The organism is Aeromicrobium fastidiosum (assembly GCF_017876595.1).
GTDB lineage: Bacteria > Actinomycetota > Actinomycetes > Propionibacteriales > Nocardioidaceae > Aeromicrobium > Aeromicrobium fastidiosum.
Genome location: NZ_JAGIOG010000001.1, coordinates 1,860,291 through 1,881,747, shown reverse-complemented (window position 1 = coordinate 1,881,747; position 21,457 = coordinate 1,860,291). Strand labels below are relative to the sequence as shown.

Genomic DNA, 21,457 nt, shown 5'->3' with positions numbered 1-21,457 from the left:
CATCGACGTCCTGGAGCCGGGCCCCGGCCTACGCTTCCGGGGGTGACCCGCCACGATGGTGCTGTGGCGGGAGCGATCAGATGTTGCGTGCTGCTGTTGCTGTGAAGCCGATGTGTCTGTTCAGCCCTGGCGCTGCTTGTGGCGCGGGTTCTCGCAGATCACCATGACGTTGCCGTGGCGACGGATCACCTTGCACTTGTCACACATCTTCTTCACGCTCGGGTTGACCTTCATCGAGATTCTCTCTCTTGGGGATCGATGCGTGGATGTTGGGTTGTTGCGGACTTACTTGTAGCGGTAGACGATGCGACCGCGGGAGAGGTCGTACGGCGAGAGCTCGACCACGACCCGGTCCTCGGGGAGGATGCGGATGTAGTGCTGACGCATCTTGCCGCTGATGTGCGCGAGGACCTTGTGGCCGTTGGCCAGCTCCACACGGAACATCGCGTTCGGAAGAGCCTCGACCACGGCACCTTCCATCTCGATGACGCCTTCTTTTTTCGCCATGACCTCTTCTTTGGTTGCATTGCCGGGGGTGTCAGGATGCTGCTTCGGCCGGAACGCACCCCGACGCACCGCCGAGGCGGGTGTCGTGACATGGGAAAACGAACCTGAAAAGGCCGACTCCCGATTCTACGCCTGCCGGGGGCGCCGATTCAAATCGGCCCATCCGGGTGGGCGCTTGTCCCCCGATCGACCGACACCGCGCGCGGCGCGGACGGCAGCCGTCCCGTCATCGCTAGGGTCGGGTCTGATTCGACCCCATCCCACCCGGAGGCCCGGTCCACCATGCCGCACAGCGCCTCTCGTCCCCGTCCCGACGTGGCGACCGGCCTGTGGGGAACGGGCGTCGAGCGCTGGGCTCGGTTGATCTACACCGGTTGGGTCATCGTCGTGCTGGCCAACGGCCCCACGATCGGAGCGTTGGCCGGCATCGTCCGTGCGCCCGACACGGCGTGGTGGCTCATCAGCGCCCTCGCGGTCACGCTCCTCGCCGTCGTGCGGCTGTTCATGCAGTGGACCGGCCTGGTCGACATCGTCCTGGTCGACCTCGCCGTCGTGCTGGCACTGGGCAGCAACCGCCTCATGGGGGCCGACGGCGCCGGCGCCGATGCGGGTCCTGCCCTGTCCTTCGCGCTCGTGGCACTGGTCGGCGTGGCCGTGTTCGCGCCCACTCGCGTCGCGGCCGTGGCCGCACCCGTCACGGCGGTGCTCTACGTCGTGGTCCGCGACGCCTGGACGGGTCCCGGCCTGCTGCTGGTCAGCATCGACGAGATGGCGGTGCTGGGCGCGACGGGCATCTCGATCCACATCCTCATGAGGGTGCTGCGAGCAGCAGCAGCCAACGCCGACCGCCTGCGGGCACTCGACCTGGAGGCCGGACGGTCGCGAGCCCGCGAGGACGCGCGGCGCCACAGCATCGACGAGGTCCGCCGTGTCCTGCACGACGACGTCATCGCAGCTCTCGTGCTGATCGACCTGTCCCCGACGTCCGGCGACGACACCGTGGCCCGCGACGCGGCCCGGGCCGCCGTCGACCGGTTCGCCCGACTGCGGACATGGGCCGCGCCGACCGGACCTGCGCACTTCGTGGCCTACCTGCCGGTCGATGTGGCCTTCGACGTCGGCGAGGCCTTCCACCTCGACGACTATCCCGTGCCGGTGCAGACCGCCGTGGCGGGCGCGACGATGGAGTCGCTGCGCAACGTCCGCCGGCACGCCGGCACCGACCGGGCACACGTCGCGGCACGCTCCACCGACGACGGCGGCCTCGACATCGAGATCTCCGATGACGGCGACGGGGCACCGGCGCCCCACGCGCACGGGTTCGGCATCGACGTGTCGATCATCGGACGCATGGCCCAGGTCGGCGGATCCGCGACGATCACGACGTCCCCGGGCCGGGGCACGACCGTGCGACTGCGGTGGTCACCCCCGGCTCCGCGATCCCCGAGCCGCGTCGATCCCTGGTCGAGCGCCTGGAGCTCGATCATGGCCGCCGTCCCCGACATGCGGCGCGGGCTGGCCCCGATCGTCTACACGTACGCCGCGAGCCAGGCGTGGGCCGCGGTGAGGCACGTCGACTCGGGCCGCAGCCTCGCGGGGGGCGTCGCGGTCGCGATCTGCCTGCTGTGGCTGACCTGGTGCCTGACCCGTCGCGGCGTGGCCGGGCCACTGTCGGCACGCGGTGTGAGCGTCCTGACGGTCGCCCTGGTCGCCCTGGTCGCGCTGGGGCTGTGGAACGCCGGCCCGGGGGCACTGCTGGGGTTCGACTCCTGGGTGCAGGGCATGACGGTCGCGCCCCTGGTCGTCGTCGCCCTGCTGTCCCCTGCGCGGTGGGTCATGGTGCCTGCCGTCATGGTGTGCGCGACGGTCTTCGTCGCGGCCTTCGTCGACCCCGCCCTCTCGCCGGCCGAGGCACTGTCCCCCATCACCGGCACCGTGGTCGCGACCGGACCGTTCCTGGCAGCGGCGATCGCCCTGCGTCGCATCTCCGCGCAGGTCGCGGTCGCCGAGCGGATCATCTCCTCCCACGCGGTCGAGGAGGTGCGGATCACCGCGCGCGCCGAGCTGCTCAGCCGCGATCTCGCGCACCTGGAGGAGACCGTCGTCCCCTTCCTGTCGACCGTTGCCGAAGGCGCTGCCTCACCGGCGCAGGCCGACGTCCGGCACCGCGCCCGCGTGATCGCGGCACAGGTGCGCGACGACCTGATCGTTCCCACCGTGGTCGACGCGGGGCTGCGCGAGCTGCTGTCCGCGATCCGTGCCGCGGGCGGGAGCGTCACGTTCCGCGTCGACGACGACCCTCCCAGCGATCCCGGGCCGGTGCGGGACGTGCTCGCGACGGTGCTCGACGCCGGCGACCGCTGGGTCGTCGTCACCGTCTCGGGCTCCGGTGCCCGCCTGGCCGTCACGATCCGGCCCGCGATCAGCGACGCACGGGCCCAGGCCATCCGCGGCGCGCTCGGCGACGGTCTCGTGATGCAGTCGATGGACGACCGGACGCGCCTCGACATCCATGTCCCGACGTCGGCGACCGGACGAGAGGCAGCGACCGCCGACGCCGGACGATGACCGCGCCTCAGTCGGGCAGGTGGCCCTCGCCCCGCGCCATCGTCACGAGACCGTGCGAGTTGCCGGGGTCGAGACCACGCTGCCGGTAGGTCGCGACCGCCCTGTTGAGGTGCTCGCGGACCGTGGACTCCGAGATGTGCATCGTCCGCGCCACGGCCTTGTAGGGCAGTCCCTCGGAGATCGACCGCAGGATCTCGATCTGTCTCGGCGACAGCTTCACCATCAGCTCGTCATCGGTCAGCAGCGCGTGTGCCAGGGCCCCGGAGCACACCTGCTCACCGTCGAGCGCTCCCCGGATGGCGTCGGCGATGGCCTCGACCGGATCGATCTTGAGCAGCAGCCCGGACGCCCCCGCGGCGATCGCTCGGCGCACCGGGGCGGGACGTTCCTCGGACGTGAAGATCAGCACGACCATGCCGTGGGCGACGAGCTCGTGGATGTCGTCCTCGACCGATCCCTCGCGCGGCATGCCGAGGTCGAGCAGCACGACCGCCGCCTGCGCCCCGGGTCCGGCGAGCAGCTCTCGCACGGAGCCCGCGACGGCCACGAGCTCGAGTCCGGGGGCCGACTCCGCGAGGGCGGCGCCGATGCCCTTCAGGACGATCGGGTGGTTGTCGATCGCGGCGACGCCCACTCGTGTCGCTCCTGCTGAACCACCCATGACCACACGGCCCTTCTCGGAAGTCCCCATCGTGGCGTCGCGGTCCCGACGGCGTCCAGTCGTCCTTTCGACGGACCCCCCGGCCCGAGCGCCCAGCACCGTCACCCCTCGGACATGCTGATGGCCGCCGCGCCGGGACCGTGCCGGTCGATCAGCCGCGACAGGACGATCGCGGTCTCGGTGCGGTCCACGCTGTCGGTCTCGACCCGCACACGTTCGAGGGCGCGCTCGAGGTCACGGACGTCCTTGGCCACGATGTGCAGGATCGCGTCGGCCTGGCCGGAGACGGTGGCCGCGGCGTGCACCTCCGGCACCCGCCCGAAGGCCTCGCGCAGCTCGTCGGGCGAGATCGTGCCCTTGCAGTGCACCTCGACGTAGGCCTCGGTCGTCCATCCGACGAGGTGCGGGTCGAGCACGGCCGTGAACCCCGAGATCACGCCGTCGCCCACCAGGCGGTCCATCCGACGCTTGACCGCCGGCGACGACAGGCCGATGCGGTCGCCGATCGCCGCGTACGTCGCGCGGCCGTCGTCGAGCAGACAGTCGATGAGCCGGCGGTCGAGATCGTCCATCTGACCATTCTTGCAAGATTCCGTCGCGCAAGCGATCAGTACACAAGAAAACCGCGGGCGTACGGCCGGTTTCCGATTCGTTGTGTCAGCACGCGCAGCCATATGGTTGATCCATTGCGCGGAGTCACCGCCCGAGCCCTTCCGGAGGCCGTACCTTGACCGTCATCGACACCCGGGCAGCAACAGGCCCCTCGCCCCGCATCGACGTCCCCCGAGCGGCACGGCCGCGGCACTACCTGATGTGCACGCCGTCGCACTTCGAGATCGCCTACGCGATCAACCCCTGGATGGACCTCGACACACCCGTCGACGTCGAGCGGGCCCGCCTGCAGTGGGAGGTGCTGCGCAACACCTACCTGAGCCTGGGGCACCGCGTCGACCTCATCGACCCACTGCCCGGCCAGCCCGACATGGTGTTCGCGGCCAATGGCGGACTCGTCATCGGGGGGCGGGCCTACGGTGCTCGATTCCGGTTCGCGGAGCGGTCCGCCGAGGGCGGGGCGTATGCGGCGTGGCTGACGACCCACGGCTACCGGGTCACCGAGCCCACTCGCACCAACGAGGGCGAGGGCGACTTCCTGGCCCTCGGTGCCATGATCCTGGCCGGCACGGGGTTCCGCACGTCCCTCGACGCCCACATCGAGGCGGCCGACGCCCTCGACCGTCCAGTCGTCTCGCTCGAGCTCGTCGACCCGCGCTTCTACCACCTCGATGTCGCCATCGCGGTGCTCGACGACGGCAACGGCGAGACGCCGGCCGACATCGCCTACTACCCCGGTGCCTTCAGCCCGCACAGTCGGCGGACGCTGCGCGATCTCTTCCCCGACGCGATCCTGTGCTCCGAGGACGATGCGCTCGTGCTGGGCCTCAACGCGGTGAGCGACGGGCACCACGTGGTGCTGCCCTCTGCCGCGACGGGGCTCGCCGAGGCCGTGCGCCGCCGCGGCTACACCCCCGTGCCGGTCGATCTGAGCGAGTTCATGAAGTCCGGCGGCAGCGTCAAGTGCTGCACCATGGAGCTGCACCGCTGACCGCTGCCCGACGCCCGTCAGGCGGTACAACCTGTCGATCGAGTCACACGCGCCCCACACGTCACGTAGAGTGTCCGGCGTGTCGCACTCTCGGATCGCCCTCGTCGTGCTATTTTTCGCCGCCCTCCTGGTGCCGGCCGCGCCTGCACAGGCGGCCTACACCGTCCTGTGCACCGGCTACACCAGCTGCAGCGACAAGGGCTACTCGCACTCCGGCTACGCGAGCGCCAAGAACACGAGCTACTGGAAGATGTACACGGGCACCAACTGCACCAACTACATCGCGTACCGCCTCATCACGACCAACGGGCTGCCCAACAAGCGTCCCGCTCCCGGCGTCGGCAACGCTCGCGACTGGGGCACCGCGATGGCCTCGGTGACCAACTCGACTCCGGCCGTCGGCGCCGTCGCCTGGTGGGGCAAGAAGGGCGGCAACCACGTCGCGTACATCGAGAAGGTCGTCTCCGACAGCGAGATCTGGGTCTCCGAGTCCAACTGGAGCGGGGCCTTCGACTGGCGGCGCATCACCAAGTCGGGCTCAGGCTGGCCCGACGGCATCATCCATTTCAGCCCGGCTCCCCCGGCCAACGCAGCCAAGCCGGCCATCGTCGGCGAGCCCAAGGTCGGCACGGCCGTCAAGGCGTCCGTGGGCAGCTGGAACCCCGTCCCCTCGGCCTACGCCTACCAGTGGCTGGTCGACGGCAGCGCCATCGCGGGGGCCACCGACAAGACCTACACACCGACCTCCTCGGTGCTCGGCCGCTCACTGACCGTCCAGGTCACCGGCACCCGATCGGGAGTGCCGCCCGTGACCGTCGTCTCCAACCCAGCGCCCGTGGCCCCGGGAGCACTGACCGTCGTGACCCGTCCGACGCTCAGCGGCACCGCCAAGGTCGGCTCTCGCCTCACCGCGACGACCGGCACCTGGTCGCGCAAGGACGTCACGCACTCCTTCCAGTGGTACTCCGGCGACACGGCCATCCCGGGTGCCACCGCGTCGAGCTACGTCGCCCGGTCGGTCGACGTCGGCAAGGCGGTCACCGCGCGGGTGGCCGCCGTGCGCGTCGGATACCTCGCGACGCCCGTCGCGACCAACGCCTCCGGTGCCGTCGCGGCAGGCACCTTGACCGCCCGCAGCGCACCGTCCGTCGCCGGCACCCCGCAGGTCGGCTCACGCCTCACCGCCTCCCCCGGCACCTGGTCGCCCACGGCCGACCTCAGCTACCAGTGGTATGCCGGGGGCAAGCCCGTGGCGGGAGCGACCCAGCAGACGTTCGTCCCGACCCATCGCGAGCGCACGGCCGCCATCAAGGTGCGGATCGTCGCTCGTCGAGCGGGCTACACCTCCGCGTCGGCCACCTCCGCCGAGACCTCGGCGGTCCGCACGGGCCGCATCGCGGTCACGACCGCCCCGACTGTCACGGGCGATTCGAGTCGCGGATCGCTGCTGACGATCGACCCCGGCACCGTCGCACCGGCCGGAGCCTCCGTGCGCTACCAGTGGCTGCGCGACGGCAAGGCCGTCTCCGGTGCCACGGGTCGCACCCGCAAGGTGTCATCGAGCGACGTGGGACACCGCCTCTCGGCGACCGTCACCTACAAGGCCACCGGCTACTCCGCGCTGACCGTCGCGACGAACCCGGCCAAGAAGACCCGCACGACCGCCAAGATCTCCGTCGCGGCCACTCCGGCAGGCGGCGGCAAGCTGTCGTTCGTCGTCACGGTCTCGGCCCCGCGCAAGACCGCACTGGGCGGGACGATCACCGTCACGTATGGCGTGGGTCGCTCCCGCACCGTCAAGGTCGTCAAGGGACGCGCGAAGTTCTCGCTCACGCGTCAGACGGTCGGTCGCCAGACCTACCGTCTCGCCTACAGCGGAGCGTCGGGCATCGGGTCGTCGGTCAAGCAGAAGACCGTCACGGTGCGTTGACCACGGGTCAGGCCCACAGGATCACGCCTCCGAGTCGAACAGCACCTTCCAGGAGCCGCCGACCCGTTCGACCTGCCACGTCTGGTCGGCCTCCCCCGCACCGAGATCGACCGTCACGGTCGTGCTGCCGTCGACGACCTCTCCCGCACTGACATCGGCGTCGTCGAGATCGACGCCGTCGTCGGCATAGCCGTCGCGCAGCGTGCCGATCATCTCGCAGTCGATCGCGTCGGGGGTCACGACGATCGCCTGCACCCGCGGGCAGCTGCCTGCCTCGAGCGATGCCATCAGCTCACGCACAGCACCCTCCGGACTGTCGGTCGCTCCGGCACCATCCGATCCGCAGGCTCCGAGGAGCAGCAGACCTGCGACGACGACGGTGGCGAGGGGCCTCATCGCCTCAGTGTCCCCCATAGGGCACGCCGAGCGCAGCAAGTCGCTCACGGCCACCGTCGAGCGCCGTCAGCACCCAGGTTCCGGTCGGGGTGAGCGTGAAGGTGTTCTCGAAGTGGGCTGCCCACGACCCGTCGTTGGTGACGACGGTCCAGTCGTCGGCCAGCGTGCGGGTCGCAGCGGAACCCAGCGTCACCATCGGCTCGACCGCGAGCGCCAGGCCCTGGACGAGCTTGGGCCCGCGACGAGGCTTGCCGTAGTTGGGCACGTCGGGCGGCTGGTGCATCTGCGAACCGATCCCGTGTCCCGTGTAGCCCTCGACGATGCCGAAGTCGCCGGCGGCATCGACCGCCGTCTCGATCGCATGGCTGATGTCGCCGACCCGGCCACCCAACGCGGCAGCGGCAATGCCGGCCCACATGGAGTCCTCGGTGACCTCCAACAGGGCCGAGACCTCCGGAGGCACGCCGCCGATCGCGACGGTGATCGCGGCGTCACCGTGCCAGCCGTCGACGATCGCGCCGCAGTCGATCGAGATGATGTCGCCATCGCGCAGCACCCGGCTGCCCGGAACGCCGTGGACGACCTCGTCGTTGACCGACGTGCAGATGACACCCGCGAAGCCACCCGCGCCGGCGGGACCGTGCGCCCCGTAACCCAGGAAGTTGGAGGTGGCACCCTGCGAGCGGATGTGCTCGTGCGCCATGGCATCGAGCTCGGCCGTCGTCATGCCGGCCCGCACCTCGCGGCGCAGCAGCTCGAGCGTCCGTCCGACGACCAGGCCGGCGGCGCGCATCGTGGTGATCTGCTCGGGGGTCTTGAGCTCGATGCCGCGGTCGAACATCAGCGGCGCACGCCTACGACGGCAGCGCAGCGTCGATGCGGCGCGAGACCTCGTCGACCTCGCCGACGCCGTCGACCTCGATCAGCAGGCCCCGTGATCCGTAGACCTCGAGCAGCGGAGCGGTCTCGGCGGTGTAGACCTCCTGTCGGTGCCGGATGACGTCCTCGGTGTCATCGGCACGGCCGCTGGTCTCGGCACGCTTCAGCAGCCGCTGGATGAGCTCCTCGGGATCGACCACGAGCTCGATGACGCCGTCGAGCTGCTGGCCGAGCTCGGCGAGGATCGTGTCGAGCTTGGCGACCTGGTCGACCGTGCGCGGGTAGCCGTCGAGGATGAAGGCGTCCTTGGCGTCGTCCTGGGCCAGGCGGTCCTTGACCATCGCATTGGTGACCTCGTCGGGCACGTACTCGCCGGCGTCCATGTAGCGCTGCGCCGTCTGCCCCAGCTCGGTCTGGTCGCGCACGTTGGCACGGAAGATGTCGCCGGTCGAGATGTGCGCGCCGCCGATGCGCTCGGCCAGGCCCACGGCCTGCGTGCCCTTGCCCGCGCCCGGCGGACCCATGATGAGCAGTCTCACTTGAGGAATCCTTCGTAGTTCCGCTGCTGCAGCTGGCTCTCGATCTGCTTGACCGTGTCGAGACCCACGCCGACGATGATCAGCAGGGTCGTGCCGCCGAACGGGAAGTTCTGGCTGGCCCCGATCAGCGCGATCGCGATCATCGGGATCAGGGCGATCAGACCGAGGTAGAGCGCACCGGGTGCCGTGATGCGGCTCAGCACGTAGCCGAGGTAGTCCTGCGTCGGGCGACCCGCGCGGATGCCGGGGATGAAGCCGCCGTACTTCTTCATGTTGTCGGCGACCTCCTCGGGGTTGAACGTGATCGACACGTAGAAGTACGTGAAGAACACGATCAGCAGGAAGAACGTGGCCATGTAGAGCGGGTGGTCGCCCTTGACGAAGTTGTCGTTGATCCAGGTGGCCCACGGCGCGCCGGAGTTGAACTGCGCCATCAGCGCCGGCAGGTACATCAGGCTCGAGGCGAAGATGACCGGGATGATGCCGGCCTGGTTGACCTTGAGCGGGATGTACGTCGACGAGCCGCCGAACATGCGGCGCCCGACCATGCGCTTGGCGTACTGCACCGGGATGCGTCGCTGAGCCTGCTCGATGAAGATGACCGCCGCGACGATGATCAGACCGATGATGATGACGCCCACGAAGGTCGTCCAGCCCTTGGTCTGCTTGATCTGCCACATGGCACCCGGGAAGGTGGCGACGACCTGCGTGAAGATCAGGATCGACATGCCGTTGCCGACGCCGCGGTCGGTGATCAGCTCACCGAGCCACATGATCACGGCCGTGCCGGCGACCATCGTCAGGACGATCAGCAGGAACGACAGGATGCTGTCGGGGTTGTAGAGCAGCGGACGGCCCTGCTCGGCTCCACCGAACAGGTTGCCGCTGCGGGCCAGGGCCACGATGCCCGTCGCCTGGAGGATCGCCAGACCCAGCGTCAGGTAGCGGGTGTACTGAGTGATCTTGGTCTGACCAGCCTGGCCCTCCTTCTTGAGGGCCTCGAGCCGTGGGATGACCACGACGAGCAGCTGCAGGATGATGCTCGCGGTGATGTAGGGCATGATGCCCAGCGCGAAGACGGTGAGCTGCAGCAGCGCACCGCCGGAGAAGACGTTGATCAGGGCGAACAGGCTGCTGTTCTCACCCGTGGACGCGGCCTGGACGGCGTCGCGGACGTTGCCGACGTTGATGCCCGGCGCGGGCATCGTCGATCCGAGTCGGAACAGGACGATGACGAACAGGACGAAGAGGATCTTCTTCCGCAGGTCAGGCGTCCGGAAGGCGTGGACGAAGGCGCTGAGCACCGTGATCCTCCTCGTGCACATGTGTGCGTGGGTAGAACGGACAAAAGCGGGCTCTCGCCCGCGGTGTGACTCTAACAGCCACCGAGAACGGCGGGACCCTCCGATGGAGGGTCCCGCCGCATCTGGGTCACACGACGGTGGTCGAACCGCCGGCTGCTTCGATCTTGCTCTTGGCCGAGGCGGAGAACTTGTTCGCCGTGACCTGGACCTTGACCGTGATGTCGCCCTGGCCGAGGACCTTGACGGGACGGCCCTTGCGGACCGCTCCGTTGGCCACCAGCGAGGCGATGTCGATGTCGCCGCCATCGGGGTAGAGCTCCCCGATGCGGTCGAGGTTGACGACCTGGTACTCCTCGCGGAACGGGTTCTTGAACCCCTTCAGCTTCGGCAGTCGCATGTGGATGGGAACCTGTCCACCCTCGAAGCCGGCAGGAACCTGGTAGCGGGCCTTGGTGCCCTTGGTTCCGCGTCCGGCCGTCTTGCCCTTGGAGCCCTCACCGCGACCCACACGGGTCTTGGCGGTCTTGGCTCCCGGAGCGGGGCGCAGGTGATGCAGCTTGAGCGCCATGATCAGTCCACCTCCTTGACGTCCACGAGGTGCGGGATGGCCTCAGCCATGCCGCGGAGCTCGGGACGATCCTCAACGACGACCACGTCGCCGATCTTCTTGAGACCGAGCGAGCGCAGCGTGTCGCGCTGGTTCTGCTTGCGTCCGATACCGGACTTGGTCTGGGTCACCTGGAGCTTGGCCATCAGACACCCGCTCCGGCGTCAGCCTTGGCCTTGGCCTCGGCGATGCCTTCCTTGCCGGCACGCAGCAGGGCCGCCGGGGCGACCTGCTCGACCGTCAGGCCACGACGCGATGCGACGTCCTCGGGCGACTCGAGCAGGCGCAGGGCCGCCACAGTCGCGTGGACGATGTTGATCGCGTTGGACGAGCCCAGCGACTTGCTCAGGACGTCGTGGACGCCTGCAGCCTCGAGCACGGCGCGCACCGGGCCACCGGCGATGACGCCGGTACCGGGCGATGCGGGACGCAGGAAGACGACGCCAGCCGCCTTCTCGCCCTGCACCGGGTGCGGGATGGTGCCCTGGATGCGCGGGACGCGGAAGAAGGACTTCTTGGCCTCTTCGACGCCCTTGGCGATCGCGGTGGGAACTTCCTTGGCCTTGCCGTAGCCGATGCCGACCTGACCGTCGCCGTCGCCGACGATCACGAGGGCGGTGAAGCTGAAGCGACGACCACCCTTGACGACCTTGGCGACACGGTTGATCGTGACGACCTTCTCGATGTACTGCGACTTCTCGGCTCCGCGACCGTTGTCACGGCCCCGTCCGCCTCCGCCTCCGCGGCGCTGCTGCCCGCTCATGCGGCACTCCTCTGGTTAATAGACATCATCAGAACTCCAGTCCGCCCTCGCGAGCGCCGTCGGCGACAGCCGCGACCCGTCCCGCGTACTTGTTGCCGGCGCGGTCGAACACGACCGTGTCGACGCCTGCGGCCTTGGCACGGTCGGCGACGAGTGCGCCGACCTTCTTGGCCTTGGCGGTCTTGTCGTCGGTGGACGAACGGAGGTCCGCTTCCATCGTCGACGCCGAGGCGAGGGTGTGTCCCTCGAGGTCGTCGACGATCTGGGCGACCATGTGCTTGCTGGAACGCGTCACGACGAGACGCGGGCGCTCAGCAGAGCCCTGGATCTTCTTGCGACCACGGATCTGGCGGCGCAGACGCGACGCGGTACGACCCTTGGTGCTCTTGGTGTGCCTGATCGAGATAGCCATGGACTACTTACCAGCCTTTCCGACCTTGCGACGCACGTGCTCGCCGGCGTAACGGACGCCCTTGCCCTTGTAGGGCTCGGGCTTGCGGATCTTGCGGATGTTGGCAGCGACCTCGCCGACGGCCTGCTTGTCGATGCCGATCACCGAGAACGCGGTGGGCTTCTCGACGGCGAAGGTGATGCCCTCCGGAGCCTTGACGACGACGGGGTGGCTGAAGCCGAGTGCGAACTCGAGCTCGGTGGGGCCCTTGAGCGCGACGCGGTAACCGACGCCGACGATCTCGAGCTTCTTCTCGTAGCCCTGGCTGACGCCGATGATCATGTTGCTGATCAGCGTGCGCGACAGGCCGTGGAGCGCCTTGCTCTTGCGCTCGTCGTTGGGCCGCTCGACGGACAGTGCGCCGTCCTCGGCCTTGGCGACCGTGATGGGCTCTGCGACGGTGTGCGTGAGCTCGCCCTTGGGGCCCTTGACGCGAACGTCCTGGCCCTCGATGGTGACCTCGACGCCGGACGGGATGGTGACGGGAATCTTGCCGATGCGTGACATGTCAGACCCCTCTCACCAGACGTAGGCGAGGACTTCTCCGCCTACGCCCTTCTGGTTGGCCTGGCGGTCGGTGAGCAGACCCTGGCTGGTCGAGATGATCGCGACGCCGAGGCCGCCGAGCACCTTCGGGAGACCGGTCGACTTCGCGTACACGCGAAGGCCCGGCTTGCTGATGCGGCGGATGCCGGCGATCGAGCGCTCGCGGTGCGGGCCGTACTTGAGGGTGATGGTCAGCGTCTTGCCGACCTCGCCCTCCTTGGGCTCGGCCACGTCGATCGACGTGATGTAGCCCTCCTGCTTCAGGATCTCGGCGACGCCGGCCTTCAGCTTGGAGTAGGGCATCGCCACGCTGTCGTGGTACGCCTGGTTGCCGTTGCGGACACGCGTGAGCATGTCCGCGATCGGATCGGTCATTGTCATTGCTGGTGTTCCGTTCTCGCCGCGGTTTCGTCTTCGTCTTCGAGCGCTGACGCGCTGAGTAGGAAGGGACCTACGACGTGGTGGGGATGAAGGTAGTGACTACCAGGAGCTCTTGGTGATGCCCGGCAGCTCGCCACGGTGTGCCATCTCGCGAAGGCAGATGCGGCAGAGGCCGAACTTCTTGTAGACCGAGCGCGGACGGCCGCACCGCTGGCAGCGGGTGTAGCCGCGGACCGCGAACTTGGGCTTGCGCGCGGCCTTGACCTTGAGACCAGTCTTCGCCATGTCAGTTCTCCTTGTAGGGGAAGCCGAGCAGCTTGAGCAGCGCGCGCCCCTCGTCGTCGTTGGTCGCCGTGGTGACGACCGTGATGTCCATGCCGCGCGAGCGGTCGATCTTGTCCTGGTCGATCTCGTGGAACATGACCTGCTCGGTCAGACCGAAGGTGTAGTTGCCGCGACCATCGAACTGCTTGGGGCTCAGGCCACGGAAGTCGCGGATGCGGGGCAGCGCGAGCGTCAGCAGACGGTCGAGGAACTCCCACATGCGGTCGCCGCGCAGCGTGACGTGCGTGCCGATCGGCATGCCCTCACGCAGCTTGAACTGGGCGATCGACTTGCGGGCCTTGGTGACCTGCGGCTTCTGGCCGGTGATCGCGGTGAGATCGCGGATCGCGCCCTCGATCAGCTTGCCGTCGCGCGCGGCCTCGCCGACACCCATGTTGACGACGATCTTGGTCAGGCCGGGGACCTGCATGACGTTCGAGTACTCGAACTGGTCGCGCAGGGCCGGGAGGATCTCCTCGCGGTACCGCGTCTTGAGGCGCGGTGCAGTGGTGGTTGCTTCAGACATGCTCAGATCTCCTTTCCGGTCTTCTTGGCGATGCGGACGCTGCGCTGCGCGGCGTACGTCGACCCGTCGGGACGGGTCTTCGTGACGTCGTCACGCCGGTAGCCGACACGCGTCGGCTCCTTGTCGGCGAGCAGCATGACGTTCGAGATGTGGATGGGCGCCTCGCTGGTGATGATGCCGCCCGAGCCCACGCCACCGGCCTGCGAAGGCTTGGTGTGGCGCTTGACGCGGTTGACGCCTTCGACGATGACGCGGTCGTGCTCGGCGAGGACCTCGATGACCGAACCGGTCACCCCCTTGTCCTTGCCGGCGATGACCTTGACCTGGTCACCCTTGCGAATGCTGACGGTGCCTTTGCGGGCCATGTCAGAGCACCTCCGGTGCGAGAGAGATGATGCGCATGAACTTCTTGTCGCGAAGCTCACGGCCGACGGGGCCGAAGATGCGCGTTCCGCGCGGATCTCCGTCCGCCTTGAGGATGACGGCTGCGTTCTCGTCGAACTTGATGTACGAGCCATCCGGACGACGGCGCTCCTTGACGGTGCGCACGACGACAGCCTTGACGACATCACCCTTCTTGACGTTTCCGCCGGGGATGGCGTCCTTCACGGTGGCGACGATCGTGTCGCCGATGCCCGCGTAACGACGGCCTGAACCACCGAGGACACGGATGCAGAGGATTTCCTTAGCACCGGTGTTGTCGGCGACCTTGAGTCGGGACTCCTGCTGGATCATGGCTTACTTCGCCTTCTCGAGGATCTCGACGATGCGCCAACGCTTGGTGGCCGACAGCGGACGGGTCTCCATGATCAGGACCCGGTCGCCGATGCCGGCAGCGTTGGACTCGTCGTGAGCCTTCAGCTTGATGTTGCGACGCAGCACCTTGCCGTAGAGCGCGTGCTTGACGCGGTCCTCGACGTTGACCACGACGGTCTTGTCCATCTTGTCGCTGACGACGAGACCCTCGCGGGTCTTGCGTGCTGTGCGCTCGTTGGTCACTTCTGCCTTCTTGTCACTCATGCCTCAACCTCTTCCACGATGCCGAGCTCGCGCTCACGCATGACGGTGTAGATGCGGGCGATGTCCTTGCGCACTGCGCGCAGACGGGCGGTGTTGTCGAGCTGTCCGGTCGCGTTCTGGAAACGCAGGTTGAACAGCTCTTCCTTGGACTCGGCCAGCTTCTGCGCCAGGTCGTCGGAGCTGACGGCGCGCAGTTCTGCGGCGGTGGTCACTGCGGCCATCACAGCTCACCTGTCTCTCGGGAGATGAAGCGTGCCTTCATGGGCAGCTTGTGGATCGCGAGGCGCGTGGCCTCACGGGCGGTCTTCTCGTCGACGCCGGACAGCTCGAACATGACGCGGCCGGGCTTGACGTTGGCGACCCACCACTCGGGCGAACCCTTACCGGAACCCATGCGGGTCTCGGCAGGCTTCTTGGTGAGCGGACGGTCGGGGTAGATGTTGATCCAGACCTTGCCGCCACGCTTCATGTGACGCGTCATGGCGATACGAGCGGACTCGATCTGACGGTTGGTCACGTAGGCGGGCGTGATGCACTGGATGCCGAAGTCGCCGAACGCCAGCTCGGTGCCGCCCTTGGCGGCGCCGCGACGTGCGGGGTGGTGCTGCTTGCGGTACTTGACCCTGCGGGGCATCAACATCAGGAAGCCTCCCCTGCCGGAGTAGCGGCGACCGCCTCGGCGGGTGCCTCGGTGGGTGCAGCGGCGGCGTCCGTCGCGGGGGCGGCGTCATCGCGAGCGGGACGCTCGGGACGACGGGCACCACCGGTAGGAGCTCCGCCACGGGCGGGACGACGGTTGCTGCCGGGAGCGGCGGCGCGCTTGGCGGCCTCCGCCTCGCGCTCGGCACGGGTGCCGGCGACCTCGCCCTTGTAGATCCAGACCTTGACGCCGATGCGACCGAAGGTGGTCTTGGCCTCGTAGAAGCCGTAGTCGACGTCGGCACGGAGCGTGTGCAGGGGCACGCGGCCCTCGCGGTAGAACTCCGAGCGGCTCATCTCGGCGCCGCCGAGACGACCCGAGCACTGGATCCGGATGCCCTTGGCACCCGAGCGCATCGTGGACTGCATCGCCTTGCGCATGGCACGACGGAACTGCACGCGGCCCGAGAGCTGCTCGGCGACGCCCTGGGCGACCAGCTGCGCATCCATCTCGGGGTTCTTGACCTCGAGGATGTTGAGCTGCACCTGCTTGCCCGTGAGCTTCTCGAGGTCGCCGCGGATGCGGTCGGCCTCGGCGCCACGGCGGCCGATGACGATGCCAGGGCGGGCCGTGTGGATGTCGACACGAACGCGGTCACGCGTGCGCTCGATCTCGACGCGGCTGATGCCGGCACGGTCCATGCCCTTGGTGAGCATCCTGCGGATCTGGACGTCCTCACCGACGTAGCTCTTGTAGAGCTTGTCGGCGTACCAACGGCTCTTGTGATCGGTGGAGATGCCGAGTCGGAACCCGTGAGGGTTGATCTTCTGTCCCACTATCGGTTCCCGCCCTTCTTCTTGGAGTTCTTGATGTTGGCCGCCTCGGCCTTGGCCTGCACGAAGTCGGCCGGCTGGACGACGACCGTCAGGTGGCTGCTGCGCTTGAGGATGCGGTTGGCCGCACCCTTGGCGCGCGGACGCCAACGCTTCATGGTCGGACCCTCGTCGACGTGGACCGTCGTGATGATCAGCGTCGAGCGGTCGAGACCCTCGGTGCTCTCGGCGTTCGCAGCAGCGCTGTCGACGAGCTTGTAGAACACCTCGGCGACGGCCTGCGGCGCGAACTGCAGGATGTTGAGCGCGTTCTCGACGGACTCGCCACGGATCAGGTCGCCGATGCGGCGCGACTTCTGCGCGGTGACGCGCACGAAGCGCGACACGGCGAAGGCACCGGGCTCGTCGCCCAGCAGACGCTCGCGGCGAGCGCTGACGCTCTCACGGGTAGCTGCACTCATCGCCTCTTCGCCTTCCGGTCGTCCTTCTCGTGACCACGGAACGTGCGGGTCGGGGCGAACTCGCCCAGCTTGTGACCCACCATCGAGTCCGTGATGAACACGGGCACGTGCTTGCGGCCGTCGTGCACGGCGATCGTGTGTCCGATGAAGGACGGCAGGATCATCGAGCGACGCGACCAGGTCTTGATCACGGTGTGCGTGTCGGCCGCGTTCTGCGCGTCGACCTTCTTCTCGAGGTGCCCGTCAACGAACGGGCCCTTCTTCAAACTGCGTGGCATTAGTGAACCAATCCTCTTTAGCGGCCGGACTTGCGGCGGCGGACGATCTGGGAGTCGCTGGCCTTGCGCTTGCGCGTACGGCCCTCCGGCTTGCCCCACGGCGAGACGGGGTGACGTCCACCGGACGTCTTGCCCTCACCACCACCGTGCGGGTGGTCGACCGGGTTCATGGCGACACCACGGACGGTCGGGCGCTTGCCCTTCCAGCGGTTGCGGCCGGCCTTGCCCCAGTTGATGTTGGACTGCTCGGCGTTGCCGACCTCGCCGATCGTGGCGCGGCAGCGGACGTCGACGTAGCGCATCTCGCCGGAAGGCAGACGCAGCTGCGCCTTGGCGCCTTCCTTGGCGACGAGCTGGACGCGCACACCGGCCGAACGGCCCATCTTGGCTCCGCCACCGGGGCGCAGCTCGATGTTGTGCAGCAGCGTTCCGACGGGGATGTTGCGCAGCGGCAGGTTGTTGCCGACCTTGATGTCGGAGCCGACGCCGGCCTCGACGGTCATGCCCTGCTTGAGACCCTCGGGCGCGATGATGTAGCGCTTCTCGCCGTCCGCGTAGTGCAGCAGCGCGATGCGTGCCGTGCGGTTGGGGTCGTACTCGATGTGAGCGACCTTCGCGGGGACGCCGTCCTTGTCGTAGCGACGGAAGTCGATGATGCGGTAGGCGCGCTTGTGTCCGCCACCCTGGTGCCGCGTCGTGATCCGGCCCTGGTTGTTGCGGCCGCCCTTCTTGGGCAGCGGCTCCACCAGGGACTTCTCCGGCGTGGTGCGGGTGATCTCGGCGAAGTCGGCGACGCTGGAGCCTCGTCGGCCCGGCGTGGTCGGCTTGTACTTGCGAATGGCCATGTGTCCTCAGTCCTCAGGCGCTCGGCGTCGAGAAGATGTCGATGCTCTGACCGGCAGCGACACTCACGATTGCTCGCTTCGTGTCCTTGCGCTTGCCAAGACCCGACTTGGTGCGACGGGTCTTGCCCTTGCGGTTGAGCGTGTTGACCGCGGTGACCTTGACGCCGAAGATCTTCTCGACGGCGATCTTGATCTCCGTCTTGTTGGCGTCGGGGTGCACCACGAACGTGTACTTGTTGTCGTCGAGGAGGCCGTAGCTCTTCTCGCTGACCACCGGGGCGATCAGGACGTCGCGGTGGTCCTTGTAGATCGTGCTCATCAGGCACCTGCCTTCGTGAAGCCGGCGGCCTCGGCCGTCTCGGCGGAGTCGAACCAGACCTCGGCGACGGTCGACTCGTACCACTGGCCGTCGGGCTCGTGGTACTTCATCGAGTCCTCGTTGCCCTTGATCTCGTGTCCCTTGGGAGCGTTGCCGCTCTTGAGGGGCGCCTTCGAGCCGGGACCGTAGGGCTGGGTGGCCGTGCCGGCAGGCTTGTCGGCCTTGGCGGCGGGCGCCTCGTCGGCCTTGGCTGACGGGGTCTCGACGGCCTTGGCTGCAGCGGCCTTCTTGGCAGGAGCCTTCTTGGCGGCCTTCTTGGGGGCACCGGCGGGCTTGTCGTTCTTCGACACGTCCGTGGCGTGCGCCTTCAGCGAGACCGTCTCGGCACCCTCGGTCGAGCGCGCCGCCACGAAGGCGTCGAACGCGGCCTGCGTGAACACCAGGTCGTCGGCCTTCAGCACGTCGTACGTGTTGAGCTGGTCGAACGTCAGGATGTTCGCGCTGTCGTGGTTGCGGAGGCTGAGCGCCGTGATGGTGTCGTCACGATCGACGACGATCAGCACGCGGGGGCGTGGGGTGAGCTCGAGCAGCGTCGCGAGAGCAGCCTTCGTCGACGGCTTGTCGCCGCCCACGATGCTGTCGACGACGTGCAGACGACCCGTGCGAGCGCGGTCCGAGAGAGCACCGCGCAGGGCGGCGGCCTTCATCTTCTTGTTGGTGCGCTGCGAGTAGTCGCGCGGCTTGGGGCCGTGCACGATGCCACCACCGTTGTACTGGGGTGCGCGGATCGAGCCCTGACGGGCGCGACCGGTGCCCTTCTGGCGGTACGGCTTCTTGCCACCGCCGGAGACCTCGCCACGCGACTTGGTGCTGTGCGTGCCCTGGCGAGCCGCCGCGAGCTGCGCGACGACGACCTGGTGGATCAGCGGGATGTTGGTCTGGACGTCGAAGATGTCGACGGGCAGCTGAGCATCGATGGTGTTGACCATGGTGTCAGGCTCCCTTCACTGCAGAGCGGATGACGACGAGAGCACCCTTGGGGCCGGGAACCGCGCCCTTGATCAGGATGACGCCCTTGTCGATGTCGACCGCGTGGACCTTGAGGTTCTGGGTGGTGACCTGCTCCGAGCCCATCTGGCCGGCCATGCGCATGCCCTTGAAGACACGACCCGGGGTGGCGCAGCCACCGATCGAGCCGGGCTTGCGGTGGTTGCGGTGGGCGCCGTGGGAGGCACCGACGCCGTGGAAGCCGTGACGCTTCATGACGCCGGCGAAGCCCTTGCCCTTGCTGGTGGCGGTCACGTCGACGACGTCTCCGGCGGCGAAGATCTCCGGGGAGACCTCCTGGCCGAGCGTGTAGTCGGCGATGGCCTCGGTGCGGATCTCGACGACGTGACGACGCGGCGTGACGCCGGCCTTGTCGAAGTGACCCGTGACGGGCTTGTTGACCTTGCGGCCGTCGATCTCGCCGAAGCCGAGCTGGACGGCGGAGTAGCCGTCGGTCTCACGCGTACGGATCTGCGTGACGACGTTGGTGTCGGCAGCAAGGACCGTGACGGGGATCAACTTGTTGTCGGCATCCCAGACCTGGGTCATGCCGAGCTTGCGGCCGAGGAGGCCGCGCGTGGTTGCAGTGCTGGTGTCGCTCATTGGTCGCTGGCTCCCCTCAGAGCTTGATCTCGATGTCGACGCCGGCAGGCAGGTCGAGTCGCATGAGCGAGTCGACCGTCTTCGGCGTCGGGTCAATGATGTCGATGAGGCGCTTGTGCGTGCGCATCTCGAAGTGCTCGCGGCTGTCCTTGTACTTGTGCGGCGAACGGATCACACAGAACACGTTCTTCTCGGTGGGCAACGGCACCGGTCCTGCGACCTTGGCACCCGTGCGCGTCACCGTGTCGACGATCTTGCGCGCCGACGAGTCAATGACCTCGTGGTCGTAGGCCTTGAGCCGGATACGGATTTTTTGTCCCGCCATGCTCTCGCTTGTCCTTTACGTTCGTTCGCTTCGCAGTCTCGCCCCGGATCGAGGGAGAAAGGCTCCTCCCCACCGCCGACCCCCGAGGTCGGGCGTGTCGCGGCCGTAGAAAAGGCATGCGTCACACACGTGTCGAGTTAGGTGGTTGGACCCGCACCTCCCCGTCGTGGAAAGGGGGCGGGACAAGCTCGATCTCAGGTTCGGTGCCAGCATCGTGATCGGCGTGAGAGGCCGGACGCACAGCACCCCAGCGATCGAGCCGGAGCAACCGAACTATTCTGACAGACGGCCTGCGGTAAACACAAATCGGCTCTCACCATGGACGAGCGACGCGCTCGCGTCCGCCCCCTGCAGAGCCCGCTGGGCTCCGAGGTGAGAGTCTGTCAACGTCCTGCACGGGGAAAGGACCCTGTGCGCCCTGCGAACGAAGGATCTCCATGCGTCTCTCATCCTTGCGTGTCCCGGCCGCCTCTGCCGCAGCAGCACTGCTGCTCAGCCTGTCCGCCTGCGGCGGCTCCGACAGCAGCGACGGCGACTCCGGTGCCACTGCTCCTGACACCACGGCCTCCACGTCGTCCCCGACACCGGAGGAGACGACCGAGTCGCCGGCGGCCGCACAGACCGAGATCGCGGTCGACCAGACCATCACGGACGAGGAGTTTGGCAACACCATCAAGATCACCAAGCTGGTGCGCGACTTCCAGGCGCCCTCCAAGACCAACATTCCCGAGGGCGGCGGCGAGTGGGTGCTCGTCCAGCTCGACACCACCGCGGGTGACAAGTACAGCGGTGGCATCCAGGGCGGGTTCACTCTCTACTCCGGCGGAGAGCTCGGCGGCACGACGACCGGCATCATCGACGACGACATGTCGGCAGCCGGCTTCACCCCGTGGGAGGAGGCCAGCGCCGGCGAGCAGACGACCGGCTGGGTCGCCTTCCAGATCAACACCCGCGCCGACGCCTATCAGTTCCAGTACAAGCGCGGTGCCGCCAAGATCATCGGCCAGGACAAGGAGATCCCCGAGAAGATCTTCTCGGTGGACCTGCCGACGTCCTGAGCACTCACTCACCTGCTGCACGCACGGCCCGTCGCCACCAGGC

At 68.0% G+C, this 21,457-nt stretch carries 33 protein-coding genes; 4 read left to right on the top strand and 29 right to left on the bottom strand.

The features are described from left to right. Positions 1–120: 120 nt before the first annotated feature. Together rpmJ and infA are read right to left on the bottom strand one after the other, a co-directional pair. Positions 121–234: a 50S ribosomal protein L36 gene (gene rpmJ / locus JOF40_RS09375; RefSeq protein ID WP_129185642.1), complete on the bottom strand. Its 114-nt coding sequence runs from the start codon at positions 232–234 to the stop codon at positions 121–123. Between the two features lie 51 nt (positions 235–285). Continuing rightward, positions 286–507, bottom strand: a complete 222-nt coding sequence (gene infA, locus JOF40_RS09370) for a translation initiation factor IF-1 (RefSeq protein ID WP_007078610.1) — start codon at positions 505–507, stop codon at positions 286–288. Between the two features lie 282 nt (positions 508–789). On the opposite strand from infA, the gene JOF40_RS09365 reads away from it, so the two are divergent. After that, a complete protein-coding gene (locus JOF40_RS09365; protein WP_129185641.1) occupies positions 790–3,075 on the top strand; it encodes a sensor histidine kinase in 2,286 nt (761 codons plus the stop codon). A 7-nt stretch (positions 3,076–3,082) separates the two neighbouring features. Here the strand turns inward: JOF40_RS09365 and JOF40_RS09360 are convergent, their stop codons facing one another. Both JOF40_RS09360 and JOF40_RS09355 read right to left on the bottom strand, forming a co-directional pair. Further along, complete coding sequence (locus JOF40_RS09360; RefSeq protein WP_209674480.1) at positions 3,083–3,736, bottom strand: LuxR C-terminal-related transcriptional regulator; 654 nt, start codon at positions 3,734–3,736, stop codon at positions 3,083–3,085. Between the two features lie 101 nt (positions 3,737–3,837). After that, positions 3,838–4,308: an Lrp/AsnC family transcriptional regulator gene (locus tag JOF40_RS09355; RefSeq protein WP_129185639.1), complete on the bottom strand. Its 471-nt coding sequence runs from the start codon at positions 4,306–4,308 to the stop codon at positions 3,838–3,840. Positions 4,309–4,463: 155 nt separating this feature from the next. On the opposite strand from JOF40_RS09355, the gene ddaH reads away from it, so the two are divergent. Together ddaH and JOF40_RS09345 are read left to right on the top strand one after the other, a co-directional pair. Further along, positions 4,464–5,339 carry a dimethylargininase gene (gene ddaH, locus JOF40_RS09350; protein WP_245343112.1) on the top strand — a complete coding sequence of 292 codons (876 nt, stop codon included), beginning with the start codon at positions 4,464–4,466 and terminating at the stop codon, positions 5,337–5,339. A 79-nt stretch (positions 5,340–5,418) separates the two neighbouring features. Beyond that, positions 5,419–7,269 carry a CHAP domain-containing protein gene (locus tag JOF40_RS09345; RefSeq protein ID WP_129185638.1) on the top strand — a complete coding sequence of 617 codons (1,851 nt, stop codon included), beginning with the start codon at positions 5,419–5,421 and terminating at the stop codon, positions 7,267–7,269. Between the two features lie 21 nt (positions 7,270–7,290). Here JOF40_RS09345 and JOF40_RS09340 read toward each other — a convergent pair whose 3' ends face one another. From JOF40_RS09340 to rpsJ, 25 genes are all read right to left on the bottom strand, one after another. Beyond that, a complete protein-coding gene (locus JOF40_RS09340; RefSeq protein ID WP_129185637.1) occupies positions 7,291–7,665 on the bottom strand; it encodes a hypothetical protein in 375 nt (124 codons plus the stop codon). Positions 7,666–7,669: 4 nt separating this feature from the next. Beyond that, a complete protein-coding gene (gene map / locus JOF40_RS09335; RefSeq protein WP_188111877.1) occupies positions 7,670–8,506 on the bottom strand; it encodes a type I methionyl aminopeptidase in 837 nt (278 codons plus the stop codon). A 13-nt stretch (positions 8,507–8,519) separates the two neighbouring features. Then, complete coding sequence (locus tag JOF40_RS09330) at positions 8,520–9,083, bottom strand: adenylate kinase (protein WP_129185635.1); 564 nt, start codon at positions 9,081–9,083, stop codon at positions 8,520–8,522. Further along, positions 9,080–10,387: a preprotein translocase subunit SecY gene (secY, locus tag JOF40_RS09325; protein WP_129185822.1), complete on the bottom strand. Its 1,308-nt coding sequence runs from the start codon at positions 10,385–10,387 to the stop codon at positions 9,080–9,082. Before secY ends, JOF40_RS09330 begins: the two co-directional genes overlap by 4 nt. Before the next feature lie 127 nt (positions 10,388–10,514). After that, positions 10,515–10,955: a 50S ribosomal protein L15 gene (gene rplO, locus JOF40_RS09320; protein WP_129185633.1), complete on the bottom strand. Its 441-nt coding sequence runs from the start codon at positions 10,953–10,955 to the stop codon at positions 10,515–10,517. Positions 10,956–10,957: 2 nt separating this feature from the next. Beyond that, a complete protein-coding gene (gene rpmD, locus JOF40_RS09315) occupies positions 10,958–11,140 on the bottom strand; it encodes a 50S ribosomal protein L30 (protein WP_129185632.1) in 183 nt (60 codons plus the stop codon). After that, positions 11,140–11,757 carry a 30S ribosomal protein S5 gene (gene rpsE, locus JOF40_RS09310; protein WP_119702506.1) on the bottom strand — a complete coding sequence of 206 codons (618 nt, stop codon included), beginning with the start codon at positions 11,755–11,757 and terminating at the stop codon, positions 11,140–11,142. Before rpsE ends, rpmD begins: the two co-directional genes overlap by 1 nt. 28 nt (positions 11,758–11,785) lie before the next feature. After that, positions 11,786–12,169 (bottom strand): 50S ribosomal protein L18, encoded by a 384-nt coding sequence (gene rplR, locus JOF40_RS09305; protein ID WP_129185630.1) that lies wholly within the window; start codon positions 12,167–12,169, stop codon positions 11,786–11,788. A gap of 3 nt (positions 12,170–12,172) precedes the next feature. Beyond that, positions 12,173–12,715, bottom strand: a complete 543-nt coding sequence (gene rplF, locus JOF40_RS09300) for a 50S ribosomal protein L6 (protein WP_129185629.1) — start codon at positions 12,713–12,715, stop codon at positions 12,173–12,175. A 12-nt stretch (positions 12,716–12,727) separates the two neighbouring features. Next, a complete protein-coding gene (rpsH, locus tag JOF40_RS09295; protein ID WP_119702508.1) occupies positions 12,728–13,135 on the bottom strand; it encodes a 30S ribosomal protein S8 in 408 nt (135 codons plus the stop codon). A 99-nt stretch (positions 13,136–13,234) separates the two neighbouring features. Continuing rightward, positions 13,235–13,420: a type Z 30S ribosomal protein S14 gene (locus JOF40_RS09290; protein ID WP_056209415.1), complete on the bottom strand. Its 186-nt coding sequence runs from the start codon at positions 13,418–13,420 to the stop codon at positions 13,235–13,237. A gap of 1 nt (position 13,421) precedes the next feature. Next, entirely contained in the window at positions 13,422–13,985 is a 564-nt protein-coding gene (rplE, locus tag JOF40_RS09285) for a 50S ribosomal protein L5 (protein ID WP_129185627.1), read from the bottom strand. Between the two features lie 2 nt (positions 13,986–13,987). Next, the gene (gene rplX / locus JOF40_RS09280) at positions 13,988–14,350 is read right to left on the bottom strand and encodes a 50S ribosomal protein L24 (RefSeq protein ID WP_129185625.1); all 363 of its coding nucleotides are present in this window, start codon (positions 14,348–14,350) and stop codon (positions 13,988–13,990) included. A 1-nt stretch (position 14,351) separates the two neighbouring features. Next, complete coding sequence (gene rplN, locus JOF40_RS09275; RefSeq protein WP_056209423.1) at positions 14,352–14,720, bottom strand: 50S ribosomal protein L14; 369 nt, start codon at positions 14,718–14,720, stop codon at positions 14,352–14,354. 3 nt (positions 14,721–14,723) lie between these two features. Further along, positions 14,724–15,005, bottom strand: coding sequence for a 30S ribosomal protein S17 (rpsQ, locus tag JOF40_RS09270; protein ID WP_129185623.1), 282 nt, complete (start codon positions 15,003–15,005; stop codon positions 14,724–14,726). Continuing rightward, the gene (gene rpmC, locus JOF40_RS09265) at positions 15,002–15,226 is read right to left on the bottom strand and encodes a 50S ribosomal protein L29 (RefSeq protein ID WP_129185621.1); all 225 of its coding nucleotides are present in this window, start codon (positions 15,224–15,226) and stop codon (positions 15,002–15,004) included. The genes rpsQ and rpmC overlap by 4 nt, the downstream gene beginning before the upstream one ends. After that, positions 15,226–15,645, bottom strand: a complete 420-nt coding sequence (gene rplP / locus JOF40_RS09260) for a 50S ribosomal protein L16 (protein WP_129185619.1) — start codon at positions 15,643–15,645, stop codon at positions 15,226–15,228. Before rplP ends, rpmC begins: the two co-directional genes overlap by 1 nt. After that, positions 15,645–16,481 (bottom strand): 30S ribosomal protein S3, encoded by an 837-nt coding sequence (rpsC, locus tag JOF40_RS09255; RefSeq protein ID WP_129185618.1) that lies wholly within the window; start codon positions 16,479–16,481, stop codon positions 15,645–15,647. Before rpsC ends, rplP begins: the two co-directional genes overlap by 1 nt. Beyond that, complete coding sequence (rplV, locus tag JOF40_RS09250; protein ID WP_129185617.1) at positions 16,481–16,939, bottom strand: 50S ribosomal protein L22; 459 nt, start codon at positions 16,937–16,939, stop codon at positions 16,481–16,483. Before rplV ends, rpsC begins: the two co-directional genes overlap by 1 nt. Next, positions 16,936–17,217, bottom strand: coding sequence for a 30S ribosomal protein S19 (rpsS, locus tag JOF40_RS09245; protein WP_056209436.1), 282 nt, complete (start codon positions 17,215–17,217; stop codon positions 16,936–16,938). Before rpsS ends, rplV begins: the two co-directional genes overlap by 4 nt. Before the next feature lie 17 nt (positions 17,218–17,234). Then, positions 17,235–18,062 (bottom strand): 50S ribosomal protein L2, encoded by an 828-nt coding sequence (gene rplB, locus JOF40_RS09240; RefSeq protein WP_056606170.1) that lies wholly within the window; start codon positions 18,060–18,062, stop codon positions 17,235–17,237. A gap of 13 nt (positions 18,063–18,075) precedes the next feature. Continuing rightward, positions 18,076–18,381, bottom strand: coding sequence for a 50S ribosomal protein L23 (gene rplW, locus JOF40_RS09235; RefSeq protein WP_056606167.1), 306 nt, complete (start codon positions 18,379–18,381; stop codon positions 18,076–18,078). Next, entirely contained in the window at positions 18,381–19,370 is a 990-nt protein-coding gene (gene rplD, locus JOF40_RS09230; RefSeq protein WP_129185616.1) for a 50S ribosomal protein L4, sunset domain variant, read from the bottom strand. Before rplD ends, rplW begins: the two co-directional genes overlap by 1 nt. A 4-nt stretch (positions 19,371–19,374) precedes the next feature. Then, positions 19,375–20,031: a 50S ribosomal protein L3 gene (gene rplC, locus JOF40_RS09225; protein ID WP_129185614.1), complete on the bottom strand. Its 657-nt coding sequence runs from the start codon at positions 20,029–20,031 to the stop codon at positions 19,375–19,377. Positions 20,032–20,047: 16 nt separating this feature from the next. Next, positions 20,048–20,356: a 30S ribosomal protein S10 gene (rpsJ, locus tag JOF40_RS09220; RefSeq protein ID WP_012923688.1), complete on the bottom strand. Its 309-nt coding sequence runs from the start codon at positions 20,354–20,356 to the stop codon at positions 20,048–20,050. A 437-nt stretch (positions 20,357–20,793) separates the two neighbouring features. Between rpsJ and JOF40_RS09215 the strand changes: the two genes are divergently transcribed. Further along, entirely contained in the window at positions 20,794–21,414 is a 621-nt protein-coding gene (locus tag JOF40_RS09215; protein ID WP_129185612.1) for a hypothetical protein, read from the top strand. Positions 21,415–21,457 lie beyond the last annotated feature (43 nt).

Coding starts and splice junctions, on each gene's coding strand:
- rpmJ (WP_129185642.1), bottom strand. CDS start 234: ATGAAGGTCAACCCGAGCGTGAAGAAGATGTGTGACAAGTGCAAGGTG.
- infA (WP_007078610.1), bottom strand. CDS start 507: ATGGCGAAAAAAGAAGGCGTCATCGAGATGGAAGGTGCCGTGGTCGAG.
- JOF40_RS09365 (WP_129185641.1), top strand. CDS start 790: ATGCCGCACAGCGCCTCTCGTCCCCGTCCCGACGTGGCGACCGGCCTG.
- JOF40_RS09360 (WP_209674480.1), bottom strand. CDS start 3,736: ATGGGTGGTTCAGCAGGAGCGACACGAGTGGGCGTCGCCGCGATCGAC.
- JOF40_RS09355 (WP_129185639.1), bottom strand. CDS start 4,308: ATGGACGATCTCGACCGCCGGCTCATCGACTGTCTGCTCGACGACGGC.
- JOF40_RS09340 (WP_129185637.1), bottom strand. CDS start 7,665: ATGAGGCCCCTCGCCACCGTCGTCGTCGCAGGTCTGCTGCTCCTCGGA.
- map (WP_188111877.1), bottom strand. CDS start 8,506: ATGTTCGACCGCGGCATCGAGCTCAAGACCCCCGAGCAGATCACCACG.
- rplO (WP_129185633.1), bottom strand. CDS start 10,955: ATGGCGCTCAAGCTGCATCACCTGCGCCCCGCTCCGGGAGCCAAGACC.
- rpmD (WP_129185632.1), bottom strand. CDS start 11,140: ATGGCCAAGCTCCAGGTGACCCAGACCAAGTCCGGTATCGGACGCAAG.
- rpsE (WP_119702506.1), bottom strand. CDS start 11,757: ATGAGCGGGCAGCAGCGCCGCGGAGGCGGAGGCGGACGGGGCCGTGAC.
- rplR (WP_129185630.1), bottom strand. CDS start 12,169: ATGGCTATCTCGATCAGGCACACCAAGAGCACCAAGGGTCGTACCGCG.
- rplF (WP_129185629.1), bottom strand. CDS start 12,715: ATGTCACGCATCGGCAAGATTCCCGTCACCATCCCGTCCGGCGTCGAG.
- rpsH (WP_119702508.1), bottom strand. CDS start 13,135: ATGACAATGACCGATCCGATCGCGGACATGCTCACGCGTGTCCGCAAC.
- JOF40_RS09290 (WP_056209415.1), bottom strand. CDS start 13,420: ATGGCGAAGACTGGTCTCAAGGTCAAGGCCGCGCGCAAGCCCAAGTTC.
- rplE (WP_129185627.1), bottom strand. CDS start 13,985: ATGTCTGAAGCAACCACCACTGCACCGCGCCTCAAGACGCGGTACCGC.
- rplX (WP_129185625.1), bottom strand. CDS start 14,350: ATGGCCCGCAAAGGCACCGTCAGCATTCGCAAGGGTGACCAGGTCAAG.
- rplN (WP_056209423.1), bottom strand. CDS start 14,720: ATGATCCAGCAGGAGTCCCGACTCAAGGTCGCCGACAACACCGGTGCT.
- rpsQ (WP_129185623.1), bottom strand. CDS start 15,005: ATGAGTGACAAGAAGGCAGAAGTGACCAACGAGCGCACAGCACGCAAG.
- rpmC (WP_129185621.1), bottom strand. CDS start 15,226: ATGGCCGCAGTGACCACCGCCGCAGAACTGCGCGCCGTCAGCTCCGAC.
- rplP (WP_129185619.1), bottom strand. CDS start 15,645: ATGTTGATGCCCCGCAGGGTCAAGTACCGCAAGCAGCACCACCCCGCA.
- rplV (WP_129185617.1), bottom strand. CDS start 16,939: ATGAGTGCAGCTACCCGTGAGAGCGTCAGCGCTCGCCGCGAGCGTCTG.
- rpsS (WP_056209436.1), bottom strand. CDS start 17,217: ATGCCACGCAGTTTGAAGAAGGGCCCGTTCGTTGACGGGCACCTCGAG.
- rplB (WP_056606170.1), bottom strand. CDS start 18,062: ATGGCCATTCGCAAGTACAAGCCGACCACGCCGGGCCGACGAGGCTCC.
- rplW (WP_056606167.1), bottom strand. CDS start 18,381: ATGAGCACGATCTACAAGGACCACCGCGACGTCCTGATCGCCCCGGTG.
- rplD (WP_129185616.1), bottom strand. CDS start 19,370: ATGGTCAACACCATCGATGCTCAGCTGCCCGTCGACATCTTCGACGTC.
- rplC (WP_129185614.1), bottom strand. CDS start 20,031: ATGAGCGACACCAGCACTGCAACCACGCGCGGCCTCCTCGGCCGCAAG.
- rpsJ (WP_012923688.1), bottom strand. CDS start 20,356: ATGGCGGGACAAAAAATCCGTATCCGGCTCAAGGCCTACGACCACGAG.
- JOF40_RS09215 (WP_129185612.1), top strand. CDS start 20,794: ATGCGTCTCTCATCCTTGCGTGTCCCGGCCGCCTCTGCCGCAGCAGCA.